General features: G+C 55.8%; 26 protein-coding genes. 10 read left to right on the top strand and 16 right to left on the bottom strand.

Annotated elements, in window-relative coordinates; translation table 11 throughout:
* Positions 1 to 34: 34 nt before the first annotated feature.
* The 10 genes from AACZ86_RS13875 to AACZ86_RS13830 all read right to left on the bottom strand — a co-directional run bounded on the left by AACZ86_RS13875 (position 35) and on the right by AACZ86_RS13830 (position 8,490).
* Positions 35 to 1,069: a histidine kinase dimerization/phosphoacceptor domain -containing protein gene (locus AACZ86_RS13875; protein WP_339693502.1), complete on the bottom strand. Its 1,035-nt coding sequence runs from the start codon at positions 1,067 to 1,069 to the stop codon at positions 35 to 37.
* A 198-nt stretch (positions 1,070 to 1,267) separates the two neighbouring features.
* On the bottom strand, positions 1,268 to 1,708 hold the full coding sequence (locus tag AACZ86_RS13870; RefSeq protein WP_339693500.1) for an OsmC family protein: 441 nt from the start codon (positions 1,706 to 1,708) through the stop codon (positions 1,268 to 1,270).
* Between the two features lie 2 nt (positions 1,709 to 1,710).
* Complete coding sequence (gene glmS, locus AACZ86_RS13865) at positions 1,711 to 3,534, bottom strand: glutamine--fructose-6-phosphate transaminase (isomerizing) (RefSeq protein WP_339693498.1); 1,824 nt, start codon at positions 3,532 to 3,534, stop codon at positions 1,711 to 1,713.
* Between the two features lie 19 nt (positions 3,535 to 3,553).
* Positions 3,554 to 3,922, bottom strand: coding sequence for a type II toxin-antitoxin system VapC family toxin (locus AACZ86_RS13860; RefSeq protein ID WP_339693496.1), 369 nt, complete (start codon positions 3,920 to 3,922; stop codon positions 3,554 to 3,556).
* Positions 3,919 to 4,239 (bottom strand): ribbon-helix-helix protein, CopG family, encoded by a 321-nt coding sequence (locus tag AACZ86_RS13855; protein WP_339693494.1) that lies wholly within the window; start codon positions 4,237 to 4,239, stop codon positions 3,919 to 3,921. Before AACZ86_RS13855 ends, AACZ86_RS13860 begins: the two co-directional genes overlap by 4 nt.
* Before the next feature lie 119 nt (positions 4,240 to 4,358).
* On the bottom strand, positions 4,359 to 5,708 hold the full coding sequence (gene glmU, locus AACZ86_RS13850) for a bifunctional UDP-N-acetylglucosamine diphosphorylase/glucosamine-1-phosphate N-acetyltransferase GlmU (RefSeq protein WP_339693492.1): 1,350 nt from the start codon (positions 5,706 to 5,708) through the stop codon (positions 4,359 to 4,361).
* Positions 5,709 to 5,820: 112 nt separating this feature from the next.
* Positions 5,821 to 6,855 (bottom strand): nucleotidyltransferase family protein, encoded by a 1,035-nt coding sequence (locus tag AACZ86_RS13845; RefSeq protein WP_339693490.1) that lies wholly within the window; start codon positions 6,853 to 6,855, stop codon positions 5,821 to 5,823.
* Positions 6,852 to 7,721 (bottom strand): HprK-related kinase A, encoded by an 870-nt coding sequence (locus tag AACZ86_RS13840; protein ID WP_339693488.1) that lies wholly within the window; start codon positions 7,719 to 7,721, stop codon positions 6,852 to 6,854. Before AACZ86_RS13840 ends, AACZ86_RS13845 begins: the two co-directional genes overlap by 4 nt.
* Complete coding sequence (locus tag AACZ86_RS13835; RefSeq protein ID WP_339693486.1) at positions 7,721 to 8,005, bottom strand: HPr-rel-A system PqqD family peptide chaperone; 285 nt, start codon at positions 8,003 to 8,005, stop codon at positions 7,721 to 7,723. Before AACZ86_RS13835 ends, AACZ86_RS13840 begins: the two co-directional genes overlap by 1 nt.
* Before the next feature lie 68 nt (positions 8,006 to 8,073).
* A complete protein-coding gene (locus tag AACZ86_RS13830) occupies positions 8,074 to 8,490 on the bottom strand; it encodes a hypothetical protein (RefSeq protein ID WP_339693485.1) in 417 nt (138 codons plus the stop codon).
* A gap of 238 nt (positions 8,491 to 8,728) precedes the next feature.
* On the opposite strand from AACZ86_RS13830, the gene AACZ86_RS13825 reads away from it, so the two are divergent.
* From AACZ86_RS13825 to phoB, 7 genes are all read left to right on the top strand, one after another.
* Positions 8,729 to 10,000: an ATP-binding protein gene (locus AACZ86_RS13825; protein WP_339693483.1), complete on the top strand. Its 1,272-nt coding sequence runs from the start codon at positions 8,729 to 8,731 to the stop codon at positions 9,998 to 10,000.
* 191 nt (positions 10,001 to 10,191) lie between these two features.
* A complete protein-coding gene (locus AACZ86_RS13820) occupies positions 10,192 to 11,235 on the top strand; it encodes a substrate-binding domain-containing protein (RefSeq protein ID WP_339693481.1) in 1,044 nt (347 codons plus the stop codon).
* A 60-nt stretch (positions 11,236 to 11,295) separates the two neighbouring features.
* Positions 11,296 to 12,681 carry a phosphate ABC transporter permease subunit PstC gene (pstC, locus tag AACZ86_RS13815; protein ID WP_339693479.1) on the top strand — a complete coding sequence of 462 codons (1,386 nt, stop codon included), beginning with the start codon at positions 11,296 to 11,298 and terminating at the stop codon, positions 12,679 to 12,681.
* The gene (gene pstA / locus AACZ86_RS13810) at positions 12,674 to 13,936 is read left to right on the top strand and encodes a phosphate ABC transporter permease PstA (protein WP_339693478.1); all 1,263 of its coding nucleotides are present in this window, start codon (positions 12,674 to 12,676) and stop codon (positions 13,934 to 13,936) included. The genes pstC and pstA overlap by 8 nt, the downstream gene beginning before the upstream one ends.
* A gap of 54 nt (positions 13,937 to 13,990) precedes the next feature.
* A complete protein-coding gene (gene pstB, locus AACZ86_RS13805; protein ID WP_339693476.1) occupies positions 13,991 to 14,788 on the top strand; it encodes a phosphate ABC transporter ATP-binding protein PstB in 798 nt (265 codons plus the stop codon).
* Positions 14,789 to 14,812: 24 nt separating this feature from the next.
* Positions 14,813 to 15,544, top strand: a complete 732-nt coding sequence (phoU, locus tag AACZ86_RS13800; protein WP_339693474.1) for a phosphate signaling complex protein PhoU — start codon at positions 14,813 to 14,815, stop codon at positions 15,542 to 15,544.
* Positions 15,544 to 16,245 (top strand): phosphate regulon transcriptional regulator PhoB, encoded by a 702-nt coding sequence (gene phoB / locus AACZ86_RS13795; RefSeq protein ID WP_339693472.1) that lies wholly within the window; start codon positions 15,544 to 15,546, stop codon positions 16,243 to 16,245. Before phoU ends, phoB begins: the two co-directional genes overlap by 1 nt.
* 37 nt (positions 16,246 to 16,282) lie before the next feature.
* Here phoB and AACZ86_RS13790 read toward each other — a convergent pair whose 3' ends face one another.
* Both AACZ86_RS13790 and epsC read right to left on the bottom strand, forming a co-directional pair.
* A complete protein-coding gene (locus AACZ86_RS13790; RefSeq protein ID WP_339693542.1) occupies positions 16,283 to 16,636 on the bottom strand; it encodes a DUF2794 domain-containing protein in 354 nt (117 codons plus the stop codon).
* Positions 16,636 to 17,340, bottom strand: coding sequence for a serine O-acetyltransferase EpsC (epsC, locus tag AACZ86_RS13785; protein WP_339693470.1), 705 nt, complete (start codon positions 17,338 to 17,340; stop codon positions 16,636 to 16,638). The genes AACZ86_RS13790 and epsC overlap by 1 nt, the downstream gene beginning before the upstream one ends.
* A 156-nt stretch (positions 17,341 to 17,496) precedes the next feature.
* Between epsC and AACZ86_RS13780 the strand changes: the two genes are divergently transcribed.
* Positions 17,497 to 18,420 (top strand): hydrogen peroxide-inducible genes activator, encoded by a 924-nt coding sequence (locus tag AACZ86_RS13780; RefSeq protein ID WP_339693540.1) that lies wholly within the window; start codon positions 17,497 to 17,499, stop codon positions 18,418 to 18,420.
* A gap of 32 nt (positions 18,421 to 18,452) precedes the next feature.
* Here AACZ86_RS13780 and AACZ86_RS13775 read toward each other — a convergent pair whose 3' ends face one another.
* The 3 genes from AACZ86_RS13775 to pgsA are packed head-to-tail and all read right to left on the bottom strand — an operon-like array spanning position 18,453 to position 19,728.
* A complete protein-coding gene (locus AACZ86_RS13775; RefSeq protein WP_339693468.1) occupies positions 18,453 to 18,896 on the bottom strand; it encodes a molybdenum cofactor biosynthesis protein MoaE in 444 nt (147 codons plus the stop codon).
* Positions 18,893 to 19,156: a molybdopterin converting factor subunit 1 gene (gene moaD, locus AACZ86_RS13770; protein ID WP_339693467.1), complete on the bottom strand. Its 264-nt coding sequence runs from the start codon at positions 19,154 to 19,156 to the stop codon at positions 18,893 to 18,895. Before moaD ends, AACZ86_RS13775 begins: the two co-directional genes overlap by 4 nt.
* Complete coding sequence (pgsA, locus tag AACZ86_RS13765; RefSeq protein ID WP_339693465.1) at positions 19,156 to 19,728, bottom strand: CDP-diacylglycerol--glycerol-3-phosphate 3-phosphatidyltransferase; 573 nt, start codon at positions 19,726 to 19,728, stop codon at positions 19,156 to 19,158. The genes moaD and pgsA overlap by 1 nt, the downstream gene beginning before the upstream one ends.
* A gap of 163 nt (positions 19,729 to 19,891) precedes the next feature.
* On the opposite strand from pgsA, the gene AACZ86_RS13760 reads away from it, so the two are divergent.
* The gene (locus AACZ86_RS13760; protein ID WP_339693538.1) at positions 19,892 to 21,178 is read left to right on the top strand and encodes an MFS transporter; all 1,287 of its coding nucleotides are present in this window, start codon (positions 19,892 to 19,894) and stop codon (positions 21,176 to 21,178) included.
* Positions 21,179 to 21,211: 33 nt separating this feature from the next.
* Here the strand turns inward: AACZ86_RS13760 and AACZ86_RS13755 are convergent, their stop codons facing one another.
* The gene (locus tag AACZ86_RS13755; protein ID WP_339693464.1) at positions 21,212 to 21,430 is read right to left on the bottom strand and encodes a hypothetical protein; all 219 of its coding nucleotides are present in this window, start codon (positions 21,428 to 21,430) and stop codon (positions 21,212 to 21,214) included.
* 304 nt (positions 21,431 to 21,734) lie between these two features.
* Between AACZ86_RS13755 and AACZ86_RS13750 the strand changes: the two genes are divergently transcribed.
* A complete protein-coding gene (locus tag AACZ86_RS13750) occupies positions 21,735 to 21,974 on the top strand; it encodes a hypothetical protein (RefSeq protein WP_339693462.1) in 240 nt (79 codons plus the stop codon).
* Positions 21,975 to 22,105 lie beyond the last annotated feature (131 nt).

Here is a 22,105-nt window from a genome sequence, read left to right as displayed (position 1 = left end):
CCGCAATGACAACCGCCGCGAATGTTTGGCACCGTCACGGCGTTTCTCCCAATCGGCAAATATAGCGAGTTCCATATTCGCCCGATTCTGAATCCAGTTCACCCTTGGCCATCTGGGCAAAAGCGCTTAAAAACTGGGTACCCTGTGCGCCATCCCGAATGATATCCGGCAGACCGACGCCGTCGTCGCTCACCTCCAGCACTGCGCCATCTGATAAGACACGTAACTCCACTTTGATGGTCCCCTTGTCGCGGTCAACAAATGCGTGTTTTACGGCGTTTGTGACCAGTTCGTTGACCAACAGCCCGACCGCACCGGCACGATCACGGGAGAGCTGGCACGGTTCGGCTGCAACGATCAGCTCAATTCGGCCGTCAAGCGTGAGAGCCTCCCTGAGCGAACCACAGAGCCTGTTCAAAAAGTCCCGCATGTCGACGATCGCAATATTATCGAGATTGTCATATCGCAAGCTTTCATAGGCTTTCGAAAGGCTGTGAACGCGGCCAGCTGCCCTGCCAAGCGCAGCTATCACTTCAGCGTTTTCGCTTTTTCGCTGTTGCAATGCGAGCAGGCTCGACAGGATCGCCAGATTGTTTTTCACGCGATGGTCGACCTCGGCCAGCAGCATGTCCCGTTCCGCAATATGCTGTTCTTTTTCGAGAAGAAGCCAACGACCCGTCGTCCGCGCCGCATCACCAAGACATACGATTATCAGACCGATTGCTGCATTTACCAGCGTTCTGGCCTGGTCGCCGGGGTCTTCGAATGAAAAACTGCCGGTAACGGGCAACACATAATACCATGAATAAACAGTCGTCAAAAGCAGCGCCAGAAACCCCGCACGGAACCTGCCGAAAAGCGTTGCGAGCAAAATAAACGGAACATTGACGGCAAAGGGCCCCGCACCATGGGCCCAGTTATCGATGATTTCTCGCGCGGCTATGGCGACGCCGGTAAACGTAACAGCAACGATGATCTGCACAATTAACGGAGGAAAACGCGGCGTAAGATCGACCAGATCGAGCCGGTTAATGCGCGCCAGAGAATCGGTATTGATATAGCCAAACATTTGCGTCGCCTTCGTAAGGAGAGAAACGTTTACATTCGCTTGCAACGCCTGAATATAACATAGATCAACATTAGTTTGTTATCCCGATGCAAGAACCCGGGCCACGCGCAGGCAGAAAGCGCCGCGAACATTGGGCGTGACGTCTTAATACGGCCTGCAGCGGAAAGCGCTACAATTGCAGCCCCCCCATGGTACCGATCATTCGCGGACTTCCAGCGTGTGAATGTCGATCCGGTTTTCGAGCGTGCGGTGAACCGGGCATTTTTCAGCGATTTCAAGCAGCTTGACCCGTTGCTCGTCGGTCAGATCGCCGCGAAGGACGATCGAACGGTCGATCACATCAATCCGGTTGTCATCATTGTTGCAACTTTCGCAATCTTCGACATGTTCGCGGCTATGCTCAAGCACGATATGCACGCCTTCGAGCGGGATGCCCTTGCGATCGGCGTACATCTTCATCGTCATCGATGTGCAGCTTCCGAGCGCCGCTAGCAGCAGGTCATAAGGCGACGGCCCGCTGTCGGTGCCGCCGAATGACTCAGGCTCATCGGCTAGGAACACATGTTTTCCGACCGTTACCGTCTGCTGGAACTTGCCGCTGGCGGTCTCGACCGAGACGAGGGAGGGATTGGTTGCCATGATTATTCCACCGTTACCGATTTTGCGAGATTGCGCGGTTGATCGACATCGGTGCCCTTGGCGACTGCAACATGATAGGCGAGCAACTGCACCGGCACGGCATATACCAGCGGCGCGATTAGCGGATGGACTTTCGGCATTTCAATGGTTGCCATGCAGCCATCCCCGGCTTCCGTTATGCCTTCGGCATCGGAGATCAGTACGACCTTTCCGCCCCGAGCCATGACTTCCTGCATGTTGGACACGGTTTTTTCAAACAAAGGCCCGGATGGCGCCAGCACGATGACCGGCACAGCTTCGTCAATCAGTGCAATCGGGCCGTGCTTCATCTCGCCGGACGCATAGCCCTCGGCATGGATATAGCTGATTTCCTTGAGCTTGAGCGCCCCTTCCAGAGCCAGCGGGTAATCCGGACCACGACCCAGATAGAGGACGTCGCGCGCCGGAGCGATGAGATGCGCCATTTCGGCAATATCATCATCATGAGCGAGCGCGGCGTTGAGTGCCGCCGGGGCCTCGGTCAGATGCTTGACCACTTCGCGCTCTTCGTCGCGGGTCATTTTTCCTTTTACGACAGCGAGATGAGCGGCGAGCGCTGCCAGAACAGCGAGTTGGCAGGAGAATGCCTTGGTCGAGGCGACACCGATTTCCGGTCCCGCATGGGTTGGAAGCAGAAGATCCGCCTCGCGCGCCATGCTGCTGGTCGGAACGTTGACTACAACTGCAATTTTCTGGCCCTCTGCCTTGGCGTGGCGCAGTGCCGCCAATGTATCGGCCGTTTCGCCAGACTGGCTGATAAACAGCGCCAATCCGCCCGCCTCCAGAACCGGATCGCGATAGCGGAATTCCGACGCGAAATCGAGATCGACAGGTACGCGGGCAAAAGTCTCGAACCAATATTTTGCCACCATCCCGGCATAAAAACTGGTCCCGCAGGCGACGATGGTAACCCGCTTGATATCGCGCAAATCAAAATTCATTTGCGGCAATGCCACTTGCTGTTCCAGCGGACGGATATAGCTTTGCAGCGTCTGGGCCACCACGGTCGGTTGCTCGAAAATCTCCTTCTGCATGAAATGGCGGTAATTGCCTTTTTCAATCGCGGCAGCGGAGACCCCCGATGTCGTGATTTCACGCTCGACCGGCTTATCATCTTTATCGTAAATAGCCGCTCCTTCACGGGTGATGACGACCCAGTCGCCTTCTTCGAGATAAGCAATTTTCTGGGTCAGGGGAGCCAGAGCCAAAGCATCGGAGCCCAGATAGGTCTCGCCTTCGCCGTAGCCGACCACCAAGGGCGAGCCCAGACGCGCGCCGATCAACAGGTCGGGATGAGAACGGAACGCAATCGCCAGCGCAAAGGCCCCGCGCAACTGCGGCAAGACGGCTTTAACAGCCTCTTCGGGTGACTTGCCGGATTCTACCTGCTCGCTGACCAGATGGGCGACCACCTCGGTATCGGTCTCGCTTTCGAACGAACGACCACGCGCGGTCAGTTGTTCGCGCAAGCTTTTGAAATTCTCGATAATGCCATTGTGAACCAGGGCCAGTTCGTCCGTCGCGTGAGGATGAGCATTGCTGGTGGTCGGCGCGCCGTGCGTCGCCCAGCGGGTGTGCGCGATGCCGATATTGCCGGCGGCGTCATCGGTTTTAAGGACGTTTACCAGATTGGCGAGCTTGCCCTCCGCGCGGCGGCGGATAAGCTGGCCATCATGCACCGTGCAGATGCCGGCGCTGTCATAGCCGCGATATTCCATACGCTTCAGGCCGTCGACGAGACGGTCCGAGACGGCTTCTTTGCCAACGATTCCAATGATTCCGCACATGGCTTTTCGGACTTTCTTGTTAGAGTGTGTAAGGTATCCGGATGCCCGGCATTGCCGCCGGAAAATCCTTTGTATTACGTGTGATGAGAATGCGACCAGATAATTGCGCGGACGCGAGAATTATCGCATCAACCGTCTTCAAGCGCTTTCGATCGGATCTCAACAACGCTGCCCGCCGCCCGATTTCCTCATTCACCTCGATTATGGTAAAATAGGACAGAAACCCTTCGGCGCGATCGCCATCACCTGGCAGCGCGCCGGTTACGACCTCGACCCAGGTCAGGCGACTGATATAACGGCGATCGTAACGCTTCAGTTCAGCATGAGCCGAGCCGACGTCATTCAGCGCGTCGATCAATATATTGGAATCAAAGACTGCTTCGCTCACTTAAGATATCGCTTTGCTTCGCGATCATCATCTTCATCGAACAGGTCGGGAAATTCTTTCCGTACTTCCCAATAGTCGGAATCCCACGGCCGCGTCCAGGACGCCCGCTCCCTGCGCTGCCAATCAACGGCGTCCCCAATATCCGTGCGGTCTTTCCAGATACCGAAATATTTTTCGATACCTTGCTTGGATTCCTCCGCCCGATAACCCGCTACCGCCTCCCGCAGCAACTGCGCGCGCGATTTACCCTGCTCCGCCGCTTGCGCGTCGAGCCATTTCACATCGTCTTCGGGTAGGTCAGCGAGGATTCGGGTCATGATGATATACTGATATCATATCGTGATATCATGTCAAGTCGCCGGTCGTCACTTCAATCAGAATCACAATAGCGTGCTCCAAAAAGAAGGTCTTATCAGTCCAATTACTTGGATACGGACTATTTGCCTGCCTTCTTCTTCAGCATGGCATTCCGAAATTTCGTCGCCCATCCTGCTTTCGCCGTCTGTTCCGCCCGAACCAATGCCAGATCGCCTGCTGCCACATCCTTGGTAATCGTCGCCCCTGCCCCGACAATTGCACCATCGCCAATGGTCACCGGCGCCACCAGCGCGCTGTTCGATCCGATAAACGCGCCCTTGCCGATGATCGTCTTATATTTGAAATAGCCGTCATAATTGCAGGTAATCGTGCCGGCCCCGATATTGGCGCCCTCGCCCACTTCGGCGTCTCCGAGATAGGTCAGGTGGTTGGCTTTGGCACCTTTGCCCAGCGTGGCCTTCTTCATTTCGACAAAGTTGCCGACCTTGGAGCCTTCCTCCATCACCGCGCCGGGGCGCAGACGGGCGAAGGGGCCGACATTGGTGTTCGGCCCGATGCTCGCGCCTTCTATATGGCTGTGGCCATATATTTTCGCGCCACTGGCAATAGAAACACCGGGACCAAATATGACGTTAGGTTCTATCACTACATCTGAAGAAACTTCCGTATCATGCGAGAACCAGACGGTTTCCGGTGCGATCAGGCTGACACCATCCGCCATCGCCTGTTCGCGGCGACGGGCCTGCCACTCACCTTCGACCGCCGCTAGTTCGGCGCGGCTGTTCACACCGGCGACCTCGGCCGGATCATCGACCTCGATCACCGCGCTTTTCTGGCCCGGCAGCATGACAATATCAGGCAGATAATATTCGCCCGCGGCGTTGTCGTTGCTGATCTGGTCGAGCAGGATGAACAAGTCGGTCGAGCGCGCCGCCATCAGGCCGCTGTTGCACAGGCTTACCCCGCGCTCGGCATCACTGGCGTCCTTATACTCGATCATCTTCTCGATTTCGCCCTGATCATCGGCGATGATCCGGCCATAAGCGCCTGCTTCATCGGGACGAAAGCCGAGCACGACCGCGCGTGGTTCAGAGCCGTTGTTCAGTCGGTAGATCATGTCGCGCATGGTATCGGCGCTGACCATCGGGACGTCCCCGTAGAGGATCAGCACATCGCCCGCGAAGCCTTTGAGCGCGTCATGGGCTTGCGCCACCGCATGGCCGGTACCGAGCTGGTCTTCCTGCACCGCAATCGCGACATTGCGGCCCTCGACGCTGGCTTCAATCTGCTCACGCCGCGCGCCGATGACGATCACCGTGCGCTCGACGCCAATGGAATCGACGGTATCGAGCAGATGGTGGAGCATCGGCTTGCCGGCAATCGGGTGCAGCACCTTGTGCTTTTCCGATTTCATGCGCGTGCCTTGTCCGGCGGCCAGAATGATTGCGGCTAGCGGGCGATCGGTCATCACGTTACTCCGGAGAAGATTTGTTGGTGGCGGCCTTATCCGGCCCATTTGCAGCGGCTAATGCCATGCAAGGCGCGCATAATCCAGCATGTTTATAGCTATTCGGGCGGGGTCATTTCGGTTGCTGTCCGCCTTTGCGCCATTTGGTCCACAAATGGCGGGCGAGCATCAGCGGCGGCATCCGCAGCCAGTGCGAGCGGACGTAGAAAGCGAAACGGGTGAGCTTGCGGGTTTTGCGGCCATATCCGTCGCGAGCGAGCAGACGCCGAACGTATAGATTATCGGAAAGTGCCGTTTCGCCTGAGCGCATATTATCGAGCGATGCTCCATATATCCGGGCTGCCAAACGTAACGCCCTTGCCAGCTCAACGCGCAGTCCGTGCGTTTGCGCACGACTTTCCAATTCGGCCCAGAAATTCTCATCCGCTTCAGAAAAATGCCGCAGCAACAGGTTGATATCCCACAGGTTCCTTAGCCCGCCCGCAAGATCACCGTCGGCAAATAAATGGGTAATGGAATGCAGCACCATGTCGACGGGCGCCATGACATAGAGCCCATTGTCCAGACGGACCGCATTGTCGAGAATCGCTTTTGCATCCGGCTTCGGCGTCGCGGTCAGCGGCAATATCGTGTGGTGGACATCGATCATCCGGTCGCGCTCGCGGTGGATCAGCGGCGGCAGTTCGTGCATATGCTCGCGGTAATATTGATCGTCATAGGGATCGGGTTTGACCCATTCCCATCCCGCATCGAGCAGGGCAGTCTCGACCACCGGAAGATCTTCGCCGGCCACCATGATGTCGAGGTCACCGATACTGCGGCCTATCCCAGCAGCCAGATTGGCCGCGACATAGGCGGTGCCTTTCATCAGCACGATCTTGCCGGGATATCCAGCCAGCGCTCTTCGCGCGCAATCGGCTTCCCACAAAGCCTGCTGGCGCGCGAGATCATGCGCCTCAATGGCGTCTTGCAGAACAGCGCGCACCCGATCCGGCACGGCAACATCCTTCACCCGGTGGGCAAGCGAACCAATCAGCGATTCCGCCCGGGCGATGCTGATCAATTCGGTCCACTGGCTGCTGTCGAGCGTCTGGACACTGGCCGGATCGCGCAGGGCATTTATCAAGGTCCGGGCATCGCGCATCATGGCAATAGGCTCCACAGCGTCTCGATCATCTCTTCTGCCTGATCGGTCGATTGATAGTCCATTGCCTTGACCGGGACCTGATCGACAAAACGGGTGAGCGCATTAAATCCCCCCTCGCCCAAAGCGACATAATTGGTCGAAGCCTGGGTCAGCCGAACGAAAACTTCCGATTTACCCATTTCCCGCAATTCCGGCGCATGGCCAAAGCGGGGAAAGAGCAGCAGCGCCGGCTTGGCCGGCTCGTCCATCCGTTCAATCGCCGCCTCGGGCGGGACCAGATGGCGAATATCGCCTTTCGGCGTGGCCTTCATTTCCGGACCGAAACGGGTGTCGGCGACAACCTTCTGCATCGCGGCAATAGCCTCGTTTTTGAGACTGATCAGGCGCGGAAACGGGAAGATTTGTCCAGAATCGAGCGACAACAGAGCAAATTCATCACCCATGAAACGCCAGCCTCTTTCGGCCAGCATCGCCGATAATGTCGATTTGCCCGATCCCGACAGACCGGTCATGATCAGCGCCTTGCCGTCCTTTTCGACGCTGCTGGCATGCAGCAGCAAATGCCGCCGCCAGCCCAGCGCCATTTGCAGGTTCATCCCCATTTCGGCGGCCAGCAATCCCTGCGCGAGCGGTAAAGGCGCGGCGTCGGGCAACCAGAAGTCTCCGCCAATATGGACCGATGGCCGGATGAAGCGTCGCCACGGCTTTTCAGGTTCAAGACGGACGGTGAAATCAGCGCTTTGGCCGGTCGGAGTGGGATAGTCGCTATATAAAGCAGCCAATTGATCCAGCGGTTGCTTCCATGCCGAAGCGATCCGGAACGCGGCCGGTCCGATTTTGAGCAAGATCTGATGCATCTCGCCCATCAGCCCGCAACCCGCGCGACCAGGCCCAGTCCGGACAGTTCTTCCAGTCGGGCAATAACAATATTCTCCGCATCAATGTCGGATTCAACATCGAATCTGGCGATCAATTGCGCCGCTATTTCAGCAGCGGTCAGCGAAAGTCCTTCCATGACTTCCAGTATCGCCGGAGCGGGATCGGCCAGCATATGGGTAATGCCGGACGTTCGATGATAGAGCAAAGTCATGCTGTCCAGCTCATGCCAGATCAGATCATCTTGCGCCGCAGCCCGATATTTCTGGGTCATGATGATTTACCTGCGGTTCCGGGACGACATGTCGGCCCCATAGCAGGCAAATGTTAAAATTGGGAATATCAGCGCGGCATTTGCAGAGAAGCATAGCAGGTAAATCCGCTTTGGCCGGATTGCAGCCTGCGGATGTAATTTACATAAGCTTCCGATTGGTCGCGCGACGTGCCGGGAAGCGCCCGTCCGTTCATCGCCCGGCGCACTTCTTCACCGGTAAAATTGCGGCCTGCTGGCGGAAAAGCACCCGGTGTATCAGCCGTAACAATCTTGCCGTCTGCTGCGATATAGCCACCTGCGGCGTGATTCCCGGGGACAGGGATTTCACAATTGAGCACGGAGCCAGCGGTTTGTGCCAATGCAGGCTTGATGCTGACGACGGCGGAAGCCGTCACCGCACCCATCATCAAGGCGCGACGGCGGGTTACGATACCCTTGTTCAGATCGCTATTTTCTGACGGTCCAGATGGAAAGTCTTCATTCATCGAATTTCTGTCCATGGTTGCTCTTGCTCCAGATTTCCGCCCAATATCAGAAATAGCGTAAAAAGCGAGTAAACAGTCCCCCGCCGCGATCCGCGTCCATAATCGGGACATAGGCGCGGAAATCGTTAATGTGATCGATAGGTGGTCGCAACCCGACCATCACTTTCGAAACATTGTCGTTGCCGTGCAGGCGATGCACGGCTTAAATGGGCGACATGACCATGCCAGGACACGTCCGATGACCTCTATTACCCCCGCCAGACTGCTGGTTGCATTGCTGTTCATTTTCGGCGGCGCGATATTGGCGAGCCAGTTGTCGCAATCCGGGCCTCAGATCATTGTGGTCATCTGTTCGAGCGTGATTGCCCTGTTCACGGTTTTGCAAAACCCGCCGCCACCACCTCCACCGGACCTCGCCGCGCAGGAACGCCAGCGCAAGCGCATCCTCTATCAAGGCCGCTCGGAAGCCTATCAGGATATAATCGACCCGATCACCGATCCGATTTTGCTGGTGCGCAACGCGAGGGTCGCAGCGGCGAATCCGGCGGCGGCCAAGGTTCTCGGAAACCATATTGTCGGCGAAGACGTGCGCATCGCCATTCGCCATCCCGCGGCTGCCGACCGGCTCGCCAACCCGGAGGCAAAACACACGGGAGAGCCGATTCTCCTGGTCGGAGTCGGCAGCACCGACCAGAGATGGGAATTGCGGATTCACACGCTGGAAGACGGTCTGAAGCTGGTCCAGCTTTCGGATCAAAGCAGTCGTTATGCGGCGGAGAGGATGCGCACCGACTTTGTCGCCAACGCCAGCCACGAACTGCGTACGCCGCTCGCCGCGATCAAAGGGTTTCTGGAAACTCTCGAAGACCCGAAAGCGGGCAAGGATGACGCGACACGCGCTCGATTCCTGAAGATCATGTATGACGAAGCCGACCGGATGCAGCGCCTGATCGAAGATCTGATGTCGCTTTCACGGATCGAGGCGGAAAAGTTCCAGCTACCGTCCGACGTGATTGACCTGAGCGATCTGGTCGAAGAAGCGCGCGATTTCTACGTCAACAGTCGCGGCAAGAATGAAAAGGAAATCCAGGTCAATCTTCCTGCCGACATCCCCCTGATCCACGGCGACCGGGCGCAATTGTCCCAGGTCATCTACAATCTGCTTAGCAACGCGTTCAAATATGGGAAAAAAGGGGCGCCGGTCCGAATAGATGTGACACCCAATAAAAGCGGGACGATGTTGTCGCTGGCGATAAGCGATCAGGGAGACGGCATTGCGCCAGAACATATCCCGAGGCTTACCGAGCGTTTTTATCGCGTGGACAAGGGACGCAGCAAATCGATCGGGGGAACTGGTCTGGGACTTGCGATTGTCAAGCATATTTCGGAACGGCACGGCGGGCGAATGGAAATCACCAGCAAACTGGGCATCGGCACGACGGTATCCGTTTTGCTGCCCATCGCCAAAAATGGCACTGCTCCCGGCGATGCAGAGACTCGGTCAACATAGAATGACCGTTGCAAGATCCTGCGGTTGCATGGTTTTTGAAGACGCCGATTATGGGCTGTTGTCACATTTCTGTAACATAATTGTAATGCTCCAGACTTTGCGTCTCCCTAAAAGCCAGCCCAACAACTCTGTGGTTCTGGTTATCGGCGGTTTTTCCGAAGATTATGGACGAATGAATTGAGGAATATTCCATGTTAAGAAAACTCGCTTTCCTGACCATCGCTTCTCTTGCTGCCGCTGGCTGTCAGGATCAGGCTTCGGGCGGCCAAAGCGGGACCCGGACCGAAATCCGGATTGTCGGTTCTTCCACGGTTTTTCCCTTTGCCAAGGCGGTAGCCGAGCAATTCAGCATCAGCGGAGAAAATCCGTCTCCTATTCTTGAATCGACCGGTACCGGTGGTGGTATGAACCTGTTCTGCGCCGGCGTCGGTGCGGGCACTCCGGATATCGAGAATGCGTCGCGGCGGATCAAAGCGTCCGAGCTGGAACTTTGCCATAGCAACGGCGTCAACGATGTCGTCGAAGTGCAAATCGGTATCGATGGCATTGCAATCGCTCAGGCGAATAACGGCGCTGCCTTTTCTCTGACCCCGGTGCAGATTTACAAGGCCATTGCGGAACGTCCGTTCGGCAAGGAAAATACCGCAAAAAATTGGTCGGACATCGACCCTTCCCTGCCAAAATTTGCGATCAGCGTTTATGGTCCGCCATCAACCTCCGGTACGAGAGATGCGCTCACCGAACTGATCATGGAAGTGGGCTGTGTCACCGATCCGGCGACCAAGGCGCTCAAGGATAGTAACAAGGCTGAATTTGAAGCTATCTGTCACGAAGTCAGAGCCGATGGCGCCTATGTCGATGCGGGCGAGAATGACAATCTCATCGTCCAGAAGTTGAAAGCCAATCCGAATAGCGTCGGCATTTTTGGTTATAGTTTTCTCGAAGAAAATCTGGACAGCGTGCGCGGCATTGCGGTGTCAGGGGTCAACCCGACCTATGATGCCATTGCTTCGGGAGAATATCCCGGTGCCAGACCGCTGTATGTTTACGTAAAGAAGCAGCATGTCGGTGTGATACCGGGACTGAAAGATTATATGCTGGAATTTATCAACGCCGGTGGCCGGGACGGCTATCTGGTGAAAGCCGGACTGATTGCTTCGCCTGATGATACCAGAGCCAAGATGATCGAAGTCGTCCGCGACATGACGCCACTTGACCTTAGCGAACTTAAATAGACGCTCGGTAACGAGCGTTCCTTTCCAGATGTTTTTGAACCAGGGGCGGAACCAGATATTGTGACTAGCACTACGCTCCTTTTTCTCGTGATCGGCCTGGGCCTCGTCGCGTGGTTTTTCGGCCGCTTGAAAGCGACCGGCCTGCAGGCCAATGGCAAAAGCTCCCGTTCTGCTCTGCATTCCCTGCCCAGCTATCACGGTTGGTATGTTGCCTTGTGGGCCATTGTTCCGGCAACAATCTTCATGATGGTGTGGAGCTTTGTCAGCCCCGCTCTGATAACCGATGCCGCGCTGAACAGCCCCGCTGCGGCGCAATTGCCGGAAGGTGGCTTTGCCCGCGCCGCTATTCTGTCCGAAGCCCGCTCCATTGCTTACGGATATCAGGTCAACGCATTCAATCCGCTATCCCAGTCGATGGTAAATCCCTATCGCGATGCGATCTCCTATTACCAGATGATCGGGGCTGTCTCGGCGTTGCTCATGGTCTTCGCTTTCGGTGCTTATGCCTGGCTGAAGATCAAGCCGGATCTGAGAGCGCGTACGAAAATCGAACGGGTGACGATGCTGGTGCTGCTGCTTGCATCGCTGATCGCAATCATCACCACCGTCGGCATCTTTCTCTCGCTGGTTTTTGAATCCGCCCGCTTCTTCTCCATGGTATCGCCAATCGATTTTCTGTTTGGAACCGAATGGAACCCGAAGGCGGTGGCAGGCCCCAGAGGCGAGACCGGGTTCGGCGCTATTCCGCTGTTCTGGGGCACGGTGTTTATCGGCGCGATTATCGCGATGATCGTCGCCATTCCGCTCGGACTGATGAGCGCCATCTATCTCACCCAATATGCGCCGGCAAAATTCCGGGCCTGGATGAAGCCCATTCTGGAGGTGCTCGCCGGCGTACCGACAGTTGTCTACGGCTATTTTGCCGCTCTGACAGTGGCTCCCGCGCTGCGCGATTTTGCGGTCTCGATCGGCATCACCAGCGCCTCTTCGGAATCCGCCCTGGCCGCTGGTGTGGTCATGGGCATCATGATCATTCCCTTCGTTTCCTCCATGGCCGATGACAGTATTGCCGCCGTGCCCAGCGCGATGCGCGACGGTTCGCTGGCAATGGGCGCAACCCAGAGCGAAACCATCAAGAAGGTCCTTATCCCCGCTGCCCTCCCCGGTGTCGTCGGCGGCGTCCTGCTGGCCGTCAGCCGCGCGATCGGCGAGACAATGATCGTCGTCATGGCTGCCGGTCTTGCTGCCAATATGACGGCCAATCCATTTTCCAGCGTCACCACCGTCACTACGCAGATCGTGCAGTTGCTGACCGGCGATCAGGAATTTGACAGTCCCAAGACCCTGGCGGCCTTCGCCCTCGGACTGGTTCTCTTCATCGTAACTTTGCTGCTCAACCTCATCGCCTTGCGCGTGGTCAAAAAATACCGGGAAGCTTATGAATAGTCTCACCGAAATGAAGCGTCGGCCAACCGACTGGCAGGGTGCCGCGATGCAAAAGCGGATTGCCGGGCGCTATGCCGCCGAACGCCGGTTCAAGGCAATCGGCATGGGCGCAATAATGCTGTCTGCAGGTTTCCTTGCATTCCTGCTGATTGTCATGGTGGGCAACGGATTCCGTGGCTTCACCCAGACGGAACTGCCGCTCGAGATCGATTTTCCGGCAGCCACCGGCGGTGTTTCTTCGAGCCAGTTTGAAGGTCCCGACGCGAACAGCAATTTGCAGTCCATGGGACTAAGGGAGATTGTCGATAGCAGTATCGATCTCCAATATGGAGAGGCCGGCAACGATCTGTTCTCGCCCGGCGGATGGACGACGGTCAGCGCGATGATCCTCGCCGACCCGAAAATCGTCGAACAGAAAACGACGATATATCTGCCGGTTATCTCGGAAATAGATGTTGCTTATAAAGACGACGGCAACCCCGAAGCAGAAAAGAAGGTCAGCGAATTTTCCGGCCAGTTCTCGACCGGGTTCAACTGGAATTTCCTCAGCAATTCGGATGCAACGGACCCGATGCAAGTGGGCATCTGGGGCGCGTTCAAGGGTTCGCTGATCACCATGATCGTGACGCTGCTGCTCGCCTTTCCGGTTGGTGTATTCGCCGCGCTATATCTTGAGGAATATGCGCCGAAAAACCGTCTGACCGATCTCATCGAGGTTTCGATCAACAATCTGGCAGCCGTGCCGTCGATTATCTTCGGCTTGCTCGGTCTCGCCGTGTTCCTAAACTTTTTCGGCATGCCGCGTTCCGGCGCATTGGTCGGCGGTCTGACACTGGCCCTGATGACCATGCCGGTGATTGTCATTTCCGGACGCAACGCGGTCAAGGCAGTCCCCCCGTCAATCCGCGAAGCCGCGCTGGGTATCGGCGCAAGCCCGCTGCAAGTGGTGTTCCACCATGTCCTGCCGCTCGCTCTGCCCGGCATATTGACCGGCACGATCATCGGAATGGCACGGGCCTTGGGCGAAACCGCTCCATTGCTGATGATCGGCATGCGCGCCTTCATCGCGACCCCGCCAAGCGGCATTACCGATCCGGCGACCGTATTACCGGTGCAGATATTCCTCTGGTCGGACGAAGTCGACCGCGGCTTTGTCGAGAAAACATCGGCAGCGATCATTGTGCTATTATTGTTCCTGCTGACGATGAACGCGCTGGCCATCTATTTGCGCAACCGCTTTGAAACGCGCTGGTAGGTACCGACCATGAAACATGACGAAAAAATGCAAGAATCGAGCGAAAGCGTAAATATGACAGACTCGACCACAACAGAGACGACCGGCGAAACCAGCACGCCGAAAATGACGGCTCGCAATGTCGACGTTTTCTATGGCGACAAACAAGCCATCAAGGACGTGTCGATCGACGTGAACATGGATAGTGTTACCGCGTTTATCGGACCGTCCGGCTGCGGCAAGTCCACCTTTCTGCGCTGCATGAACCGGATGAACGACACCATTCCAATTGCCCGCGTCACCGGCGATATCATGCTGGAAGGCGAAGATATTTATGCGGCGAACATGGACGTTGTGCAATTGCGCGCGCGGGTCGGCATGGTTTTCCAGAAACCCAATCCCTTCCCCAAGTCCATTTATGACAATATTGCTTACGGCCCGCGCATTCACGGGTTGGCGACCGGCAAGGAAGAACTGGACAATATTGTCGAATCCTCGTTGCACCGCGCCGGTCTGTGGGGCGAGGTCAAAGACCGGCTGCAGGATAGCGGCACCGCCTTATCGGGCGGGCAGCAACAGCGCCTGTGTATCGCCCGCGCGATTGCGGTTGATCCCGAAGTCATCCTGATGGACGAGCCTTGCTCGGCGCTCGATCCCATTGCCACGGCGAAGATCGAAGAACTGATCCACGAATTGCGCGGCAAATATGCAATTGTCATTGTCACCCACAATATGCAGCAAGCGGCGCGTGTCTCGCAGAAAACCGCCTTTTTCCACCTCGGAACCCTGGTAGAATATGGCGAGACGACAGATATTTTCACCAACCCGCGCGAAGAAAAAACCCGGGATTATATTACCGGTCGTTACGGTTGACCGACAGAAGATTAGGAAAAAGACATGGCAAATAGTGGTACAGAACATACCGTCAAAGCGTTTGATTCCGATATCAACCAGTTGCGGGGCATGGTTGCGGAGATCGGCGGCCGCAGCGAACAGGCAATTGACAAGGCTATGCGGGCGCTGGAAAACAGCGATCTGGAACTGGCGGCGGAAGTCGTCAGGGAAGACAAACTGATCGACGATCTCGAAAAGCGGATCGACGAACTGACCTTTCAGACGATCGCGCTGCGCGCGCCGATGGCCGATGATCTGAGAGAATTGATCGCCACGTTCAAAATATCCGGCGTCGTAGAGCGCATCGGGGACTATGCAAAAAATATCGCCAAACGGGTCCCGTTGGTAACAAAAACCCGGCGATTAACACCGATTTCCCTGCTTCCGTCGATGTCAAAAATCGCCAGTGAGCTGGTTCGCGATTCGCTCGACGCCTTTGCCCGTCGCGATGCGGAACTGGCGATGGAAGTGAACCGGCGCGATCAAATCGTCGATGATTTCTACAATAGTATTTTTCGTGCCGTGATCACCCATATGATCGAAAACCCCAAGGATATCAGCGAGGCTGCCCATTTGCTGTTCATCGCCAAAAATCTGGAACGGATCGGCGACCACGCAACCAATGTCGCCGAGATGGTCTATTTTGCCGCGACCGGCGAGCCGATGCCGGAACGCACCCGTGGTGAAGACCCGACGGATTTGCTGGACGATGCGCTGAGTGACGAGGCAGACTGATGGTGAACGCAAAATTATTGCTCGTCGAAGATGACGCTGCCCTGGCGGAACTTCTTTCGTGGAATTTCAAGAAAGAAGAATATGACGTCATCCACACCAGTGACGGCGAGGAAGCGCTGTTGCTGGTGCAGGAACATCGTCCGGACGTAATTTTGCTCGACTGGATGCTGGAAAGCCTGTCCGGCATCGAGGTCTGCAGAAGACTTCGCCGATCCTCGGAAACCGCCAATATTCCGATCATCATGCTGACCGCCCGCGGCGAGGAAGAAGACAAGATCCGTGGACTGGAAACCGGTGCCGACGACTATATCACCAAACCGTTCAGCCCGCGGGAACTGGTCGCGCGGGTCAAAGCCGTGTTGCGCCGTGTCCGCCCCGCTCTGGCGGGCGAAAAGCTGACCTTTGGCGACCTGGAAATGGATACGGTCGGTCACAGGGTCAAACGCGGCGGTGATACGGTCGCGCTTGGTCCAACCGAATTCCGGCTGTTGCGCCATTTTCTGGAACATCCCAACTGGGTTTTTTCCCGCGAGCGGCTGCTCGACAGCGTCTGGGGTCAGGATAGCGATATCGAACTGCGCACCGTCGATGTGCATATCCGGCGGCTCCGCAAGGCGCTCAACGCCAATGGCAGAGCCGACATCATCCGCACGGTCCGGTCGGCCGGCTATGCTCTCGATACCGATGCCGTACAGGCATAATTGCCCGCGCGGTCTATCGTAAAGTGGTGCCTATTTTCTAGTCGGTGACAAGCTTCACAAGCTTGCGCTCGACCGGTGCCAATATGCCCGCAAGATCATGGCCACGTTTCAGGATCTGGCCCTGCTCTCCATGTAATGACCACATGCCCTGACGGTTACGGTCTGCAGGCCGTTTCTCGATCCGTATTTGCGGACGCTCCGATGCCCGGCGAAAGGCCGCGAAAATCGCGACATCGGGCCCCATGTCCATGGCATAATCTTTCCAGTGGCCGGCGGCGACCATCCGGCCATATAGGCCGAGGATCCGTTCCATTTCCGTGCGTTCAAATCCGACCTGAGAAGGGCCGCCACGCTGCGGAAATGCCGAGATATTGGACCCGGAAAAACGCATCAAGCGCGATCACGTCCCTTGGTCTCTACACTTTTGCCGCTTTTGTTCCGCTCCTCCGCGAAGGCCGCGATACGCTTTTGCAATTGCTCCATTTCGCACTGCAGGATTTCCAGCTTTTGCGTCGATGGGTCGAATGTCTCGCTGCAAGGTGTTCCGTAGGGAACAAAATCTTTCTGATATTCTTTTGCCTCGACCAAGGTCGGGCGGGCGCGAACACCGACCATAGTCGCGCCTTCGGGTACATCCTGCGTCACAACCGCATTGGCGCCGACGCGTGCCCGCTTGCCGACCGTTATCGGGCCCAGCACCTGGGCTCCCGAACCCAAGATCACATCATCTTCAATCGAGGGGTGGCGCTTGCCGCCAACACCATTGGTCGGGTTGGTTCCACCCAATGTCACACATTGATAGATCGTCACATTGTCACCAATGTCAGCGGTCTCGCCAATCACGGTAAAGCCGTGATCGATAAACAGATGTCTGCCGATTTTTGCGCCCGGATGGATATCGATTGCAGTGAAGAAGCGCGAGATATGATTGATCAGCCGGGCAAAGAAATAGAGCTCGCCCTTGAACAGCCAGTGCGCCAGCCGGTGCAGGCCGATAGCCAGCACGCCAGGGTATAACAGCACTTCCCAGCGCGACCGCGGGGCCGGGTCGCGAGCCTTGATGGAATCCAGATAAGCGCCCAGTTCCCGAAACATATTCATATTCTCCGGATGTTGCGAAGATTTTCAAAATAGGCACGACAATCCACTATTTCCAGTCTTTTCTTGAAACGCATATCTGACGGCACTTTTCAAAGTCGCAATGATCACTATATTAGATCAAAGAATAAGCACTGATCGAAAGTCTCGATGATGTCGACCTACCTACCGACGCTCAAGCAATTGCAATATCTGGTTGCACTGAAGGAACATGGCCATTTCGGCAAAGCGGCGGAATCCTGCTTCGTCACCCAGTCGACCTTGTCGGCGGGCATAAAGGAACTGGAAGCCCTGCTCGACATCGTGCTGGTCGAGCGCACCCGCCGGGTTGTCCGTTTTACCGAGCTGGGCAACCAGATGGTGGAGAAATCCTACCGCATCTTGCGCGAAGCAGAAGAATTGTCCGAAATGGCGCGATCCGCGGGCAAGCCGTTATCTGGCGATGTCCGGATGAGTGTCATTCCGACAATCGCGCCCTTTCTGTTGCCCCGCTTGTTGCCGCAACTGCGCAAGGAACGGCCGGAGCTCAAACTCTATCTGAAAGAGGAAACCAGCCAGGCCGCCTGCGATTCACTGCATCACGGCCATGCCGATTGCGTTTTGCTGGCACTGCCCTTCCCCTGCGGCGACGTGGAATCCGAAGTCCTGTTCAGCGACGAGATATTTGTCGCTTTTCCGAAAGACGATCCGCGCGATCCGCCAGCACAGGTTGATCCGGCGACGCTGGACGAAACCCGGCTGTTGCTGCTCGAGGACGGGCATTGTCTCAAAGACCACGCGTTGGCCGCATGCAACCGTCCGGAGCTGAGAGCCTCTGCGCGGATGATGGGGACTTCGCTGCACACGCTGGTCCAGATGGTAGACAATGGCCTCGGCCTTACCCTGCTTCCGAAAATGGCGATAGACAGCGGGATATTGAATCACACGAACATAGTCGCCCGCCCGCTACAGTCGGAAAACGCCACGCGGGACATTGCGCTGGTATGGCGCACCAACAGCCCGCGGCGCAGCGAATTCCAGCTATTGGCGGAGATCATGAAAGGGGCACAGAACTGGGTTTCCAAAGCCGGTTCATAGGTAAGCCCACAAATAGGCCGGCCTAGCCTATACTATTTTTGCCATTTTTCCGATGCTTTGAGATCCGATTCACGCTCTTCGATCCATTTGGTGGATCCGTCAGAGCCGGTTTCCTTCTTCCAGAACGGCGCCACCGTCTTCAACCGGTCCATGATGAAGGAGCAGGATTCGATAGCCGCCTCGCGATGGTCGGATCCGGTCACCACCAGGACGATATTCTCGCCAACCGACAGTTTGCCGACCCGGTGAATAATCGTGATCGCATGGAGCGGCCAGTCGGCTTGCGCTGTTTCGGCAATCTTGCGAAGCGCCTTGTCGGTCATCGCCGGATAATGTTCGAGCTCGAGTGTATCCAAATTCCCGTCATCGCGGACCTGCCCGACGAAACTGGCAATCGCGCCGCCACCCTGCTCGGCAACCTTCGCTGTCTCCGCGCCAATATCAAAATCAGCGGTACCGACTTCAACCCTGATCATCCGCCGGTTACCGGTGGAAAAATGGCCAGTTCCCGAGCCGAGCCTATCGGAGAATCAAGCGTTCCATAATCCTGATCGAGAGCGAAGCGCAATTTTGCAACGTCGGAGAAAACGTCCGGATATGCCCCGCCGCGCTCGACCAGCATATTCACGACATCATCGATTGTCTCGGTCTCTGCTCCGAGAGAAATTTCTTCTCCGTCAATACCAAGCCGTTCCCGGACCCAGGCGAAATATAGCAGGTTGATCGAACGGCCCATCAGTCCATGTGCTTCAGACCGACGCGGAGATAGTCCCAACCGGTAATCAGGGTCAGAATCGCGGCAGCCCAGAGCGTCCAAAGGCCGACCGTTTGAACGATCGGAAATTGCGGCAGGCCGCCGGCGAGGATGAGAGCGCCCAGGGAGATCATCTGGAATCCGGTCTTCCACTTGGCCAGTTGGGAAACAGGAACGCTGACCTGCAAGCCGGCCAGAAATTCGCGCAGACCGGACACCGTGATTTCCCGCAACAATATGACGATGGCAGCTATGGCATGCCAGCCTTGGATATCCCGCGTGAATATCAGCATCATGACCACCGCGGCGACCATGATTTTATCGGCGATGGGATCCAGGAATATCCCGAGCTTGGAGACGGTGCCTTGCGAACGCGCAAGATAGCCGTCGAAATAATCGGTGATTGCCATCAGACAATATAGTCCGAAGGTCAGCAAATAATCGATCGGCAGCGGCTGCGGTCTGACCACAGCAAAATTCGGCCAGAGCAGAAAAACCAAAATCGGCACGGCGAATATTCGCGAGAGTGTTAATATGTTTGGCAAATTCAGCATCGCGGCTCTCGCATAAACAGATTCTGCCGAAATGAAAATTGATTCAATCAACTCATCTGCAAATTGACGGGCTTCGCCGCTGTCATTCGATTTGACGCGGGGGCTCAGAGGGTTAAAGATGGACTGACATTCAAAACATCCCTCGAAAAGAGATTTTCCCTTGATGCAAAATACTGCGCATTTGCTGCGGACAAAAAGATTTTTGCCGCTGTTCCTCACGCAGCTGCTCGGGGCGTTTAACGACAATCTGTTCAAATTTTCGATGGTCATTTTGGTGACTTACGGAATTTACGACAGTGAATCCGAGGATTTTGCGTTTAACGCCCTCGCCTCCGGTCTCTTCATTCTGCCATTTTTTCTGTTTTCGTCTCTGGCTGGACAGTTGGCAGACAATTACGACAAGGCGCGGATCACGCGACTGGTCAAAACTCTGGAGATATTCATCGCCGTTATCGGAGGGATCGGGCTTTGGCTGCATTCGATTCCCATCATGCTGACCGCATTATTCCTCCTGGGACTGCAATCGACATTTTTTGGTCCGATCAAATATGCCGTGCTCCCGCAACATTTACAGAAAGACGAAGTTCTGGGCGGCACCGGTCTGGTTGAAGCGGGCACCTATATTGCCATTCTTGCCGGCACGATACTTGGCGGCATCATAATCGACCGCGACGGCAACGGGGTCGAAATTGCCATCGTTACGGTTTTTCTGGTGGCGCTTCTGGGCCGGGTTGCAGCCCAGTTCATGCCGCCCGCTCCTGCGCAAAAGGAAGTGGAAAAAATCGATTATAACTTCATTCGCTCTTCCATCCAGCTGATTTCGGCGACGTTGCATGTCCGCAAACTATATCTGGCGATTATCGCGATCAGCTTTTTCTGGACGATCGGATCGGTTCTTATCATCCAGTTTCCACCGCTTGTGGAGAATGTCCTGACCGCGACACCGCAGGTAGCAAGCCTCTTTCTGGGCGTATTCTCGATCGGGATCGCGATTGGCTCGGTTCTGGTCAACCGGCTATTGAAAAGCGAAGTTTCTGCGCGTTTTGCTCCGGTAAGCGTTATCCTGATGGGCGTATTTGTGGTCATTCTCTACTTCATAGCACGGAGCTGGGAGGGCCTGCCCAATGGCGATCTGTACACGTTCAAGACGTTCATCGTCCATGATGGCGCATGGTCTCTGCTCGCCACTTTGGGCGGAGTTTCCATATTTGGCGGCATGTTCGTCGTACCGCTATATGCCTTTCTGACTACGACCGTCGATATCAGCCAGACCGCCCGCACGATTGCCGCCAATAATGTGGTCAATTCAGGTTGCATGGTATTAGGCGCGCTCGCGGCGATCGGCCTCAGCATGCTGGGTGTTTCGACGACCGAACAGCTATTGCTGGTAGCGGCCATGTGTCTGGTGGCTGCGTGGCTCGGCCAGCAGCTTCACCGGGCTTGCGACTGATCTACCTCTTTCGGCCGATCAGAAAATCCCGGGTCAGAAAATGAACGTATAAAAGGCGGTAAAGAAGGCGAGGAAGCTTAGGATGAACAGGCTCACATCTTCGCCTAGCCATTTTCCTTCAGTTGTGCCGGCGGTTTCCAAAGCATGTTCCGCTTTGGCGATTTGCGCCATCTCGAACGGCAGATTTTGACGAAAGGGATGTCCTATGCCGTCTTTTCGCAACGCCAATGATCGTAAATTTTCTCTGTCCATGTCGAGCAGTTAACAATTTGTTATCCACATTTTCCAGCACAGATTTTAGAACTATGGTTAATGTCTTTAATTGGAACAGGCTTCCGAATCCGCTGTTTTCGCACGCGGCATGGATATCAAATTGGTTAACAGGCAATCGACATATTCAAATGATCGGTTTCTCAGCCGAATTCTGACCTGTGTGATCTTTACCACTACTCCGGAAAATCACCATTTCGAACAACAACATCGTTGATTTGACCCGCCTGTTATGCCAATGACCATTTCGTATTGAATGTAATGCGAAACCCTGAAGGAGCAAATTATGCGTTTCGGTAAAATTGGAATGGCTGCAGTAGCAGCTGCGTCGCTTGTAAGCACGCCCGTCTTGGCACAGGCTGTTCAGCCTGTTTCTTCTGTTGCACGTACCGGTGCAACCGTTGAAAAAGCAAACAATGTTGAAGGCGGATCGGGCATCATCATTGCAATCCTCGCAGCAGCAGCAGTGATTGCAGGCATCATCATCGCCGCCGACGGCAGCGAAGATGCGCCAACCAGCCCCTGAATTCATTCAGGCATAGAAATTTAAAGATGGCGGCCAGTTGGTCGCCATTTTTTTTGAGGTTTAAATAACTCTGAACCGGAAAATCACTGGGCTACGTCGACATCAACATGTCTAGAGGCAACGCCTTTGGT

Source organism: uncultured Parasphingorhabdus sp. (genome assembly GCF_963975735.1).
In the GTDB taxonomy this organism is placed as follows: domain Bacteria; phylum Pseudomonadota; class Alphaproteobacteria; order Sphingomonadales; family Sphingomonadaceae; genus Parasphingorhabdus.
Note: the sequence above shows the minus strand (reverse complement) of the source record. Positions and strands in the feature narration are given on the sequence as shown.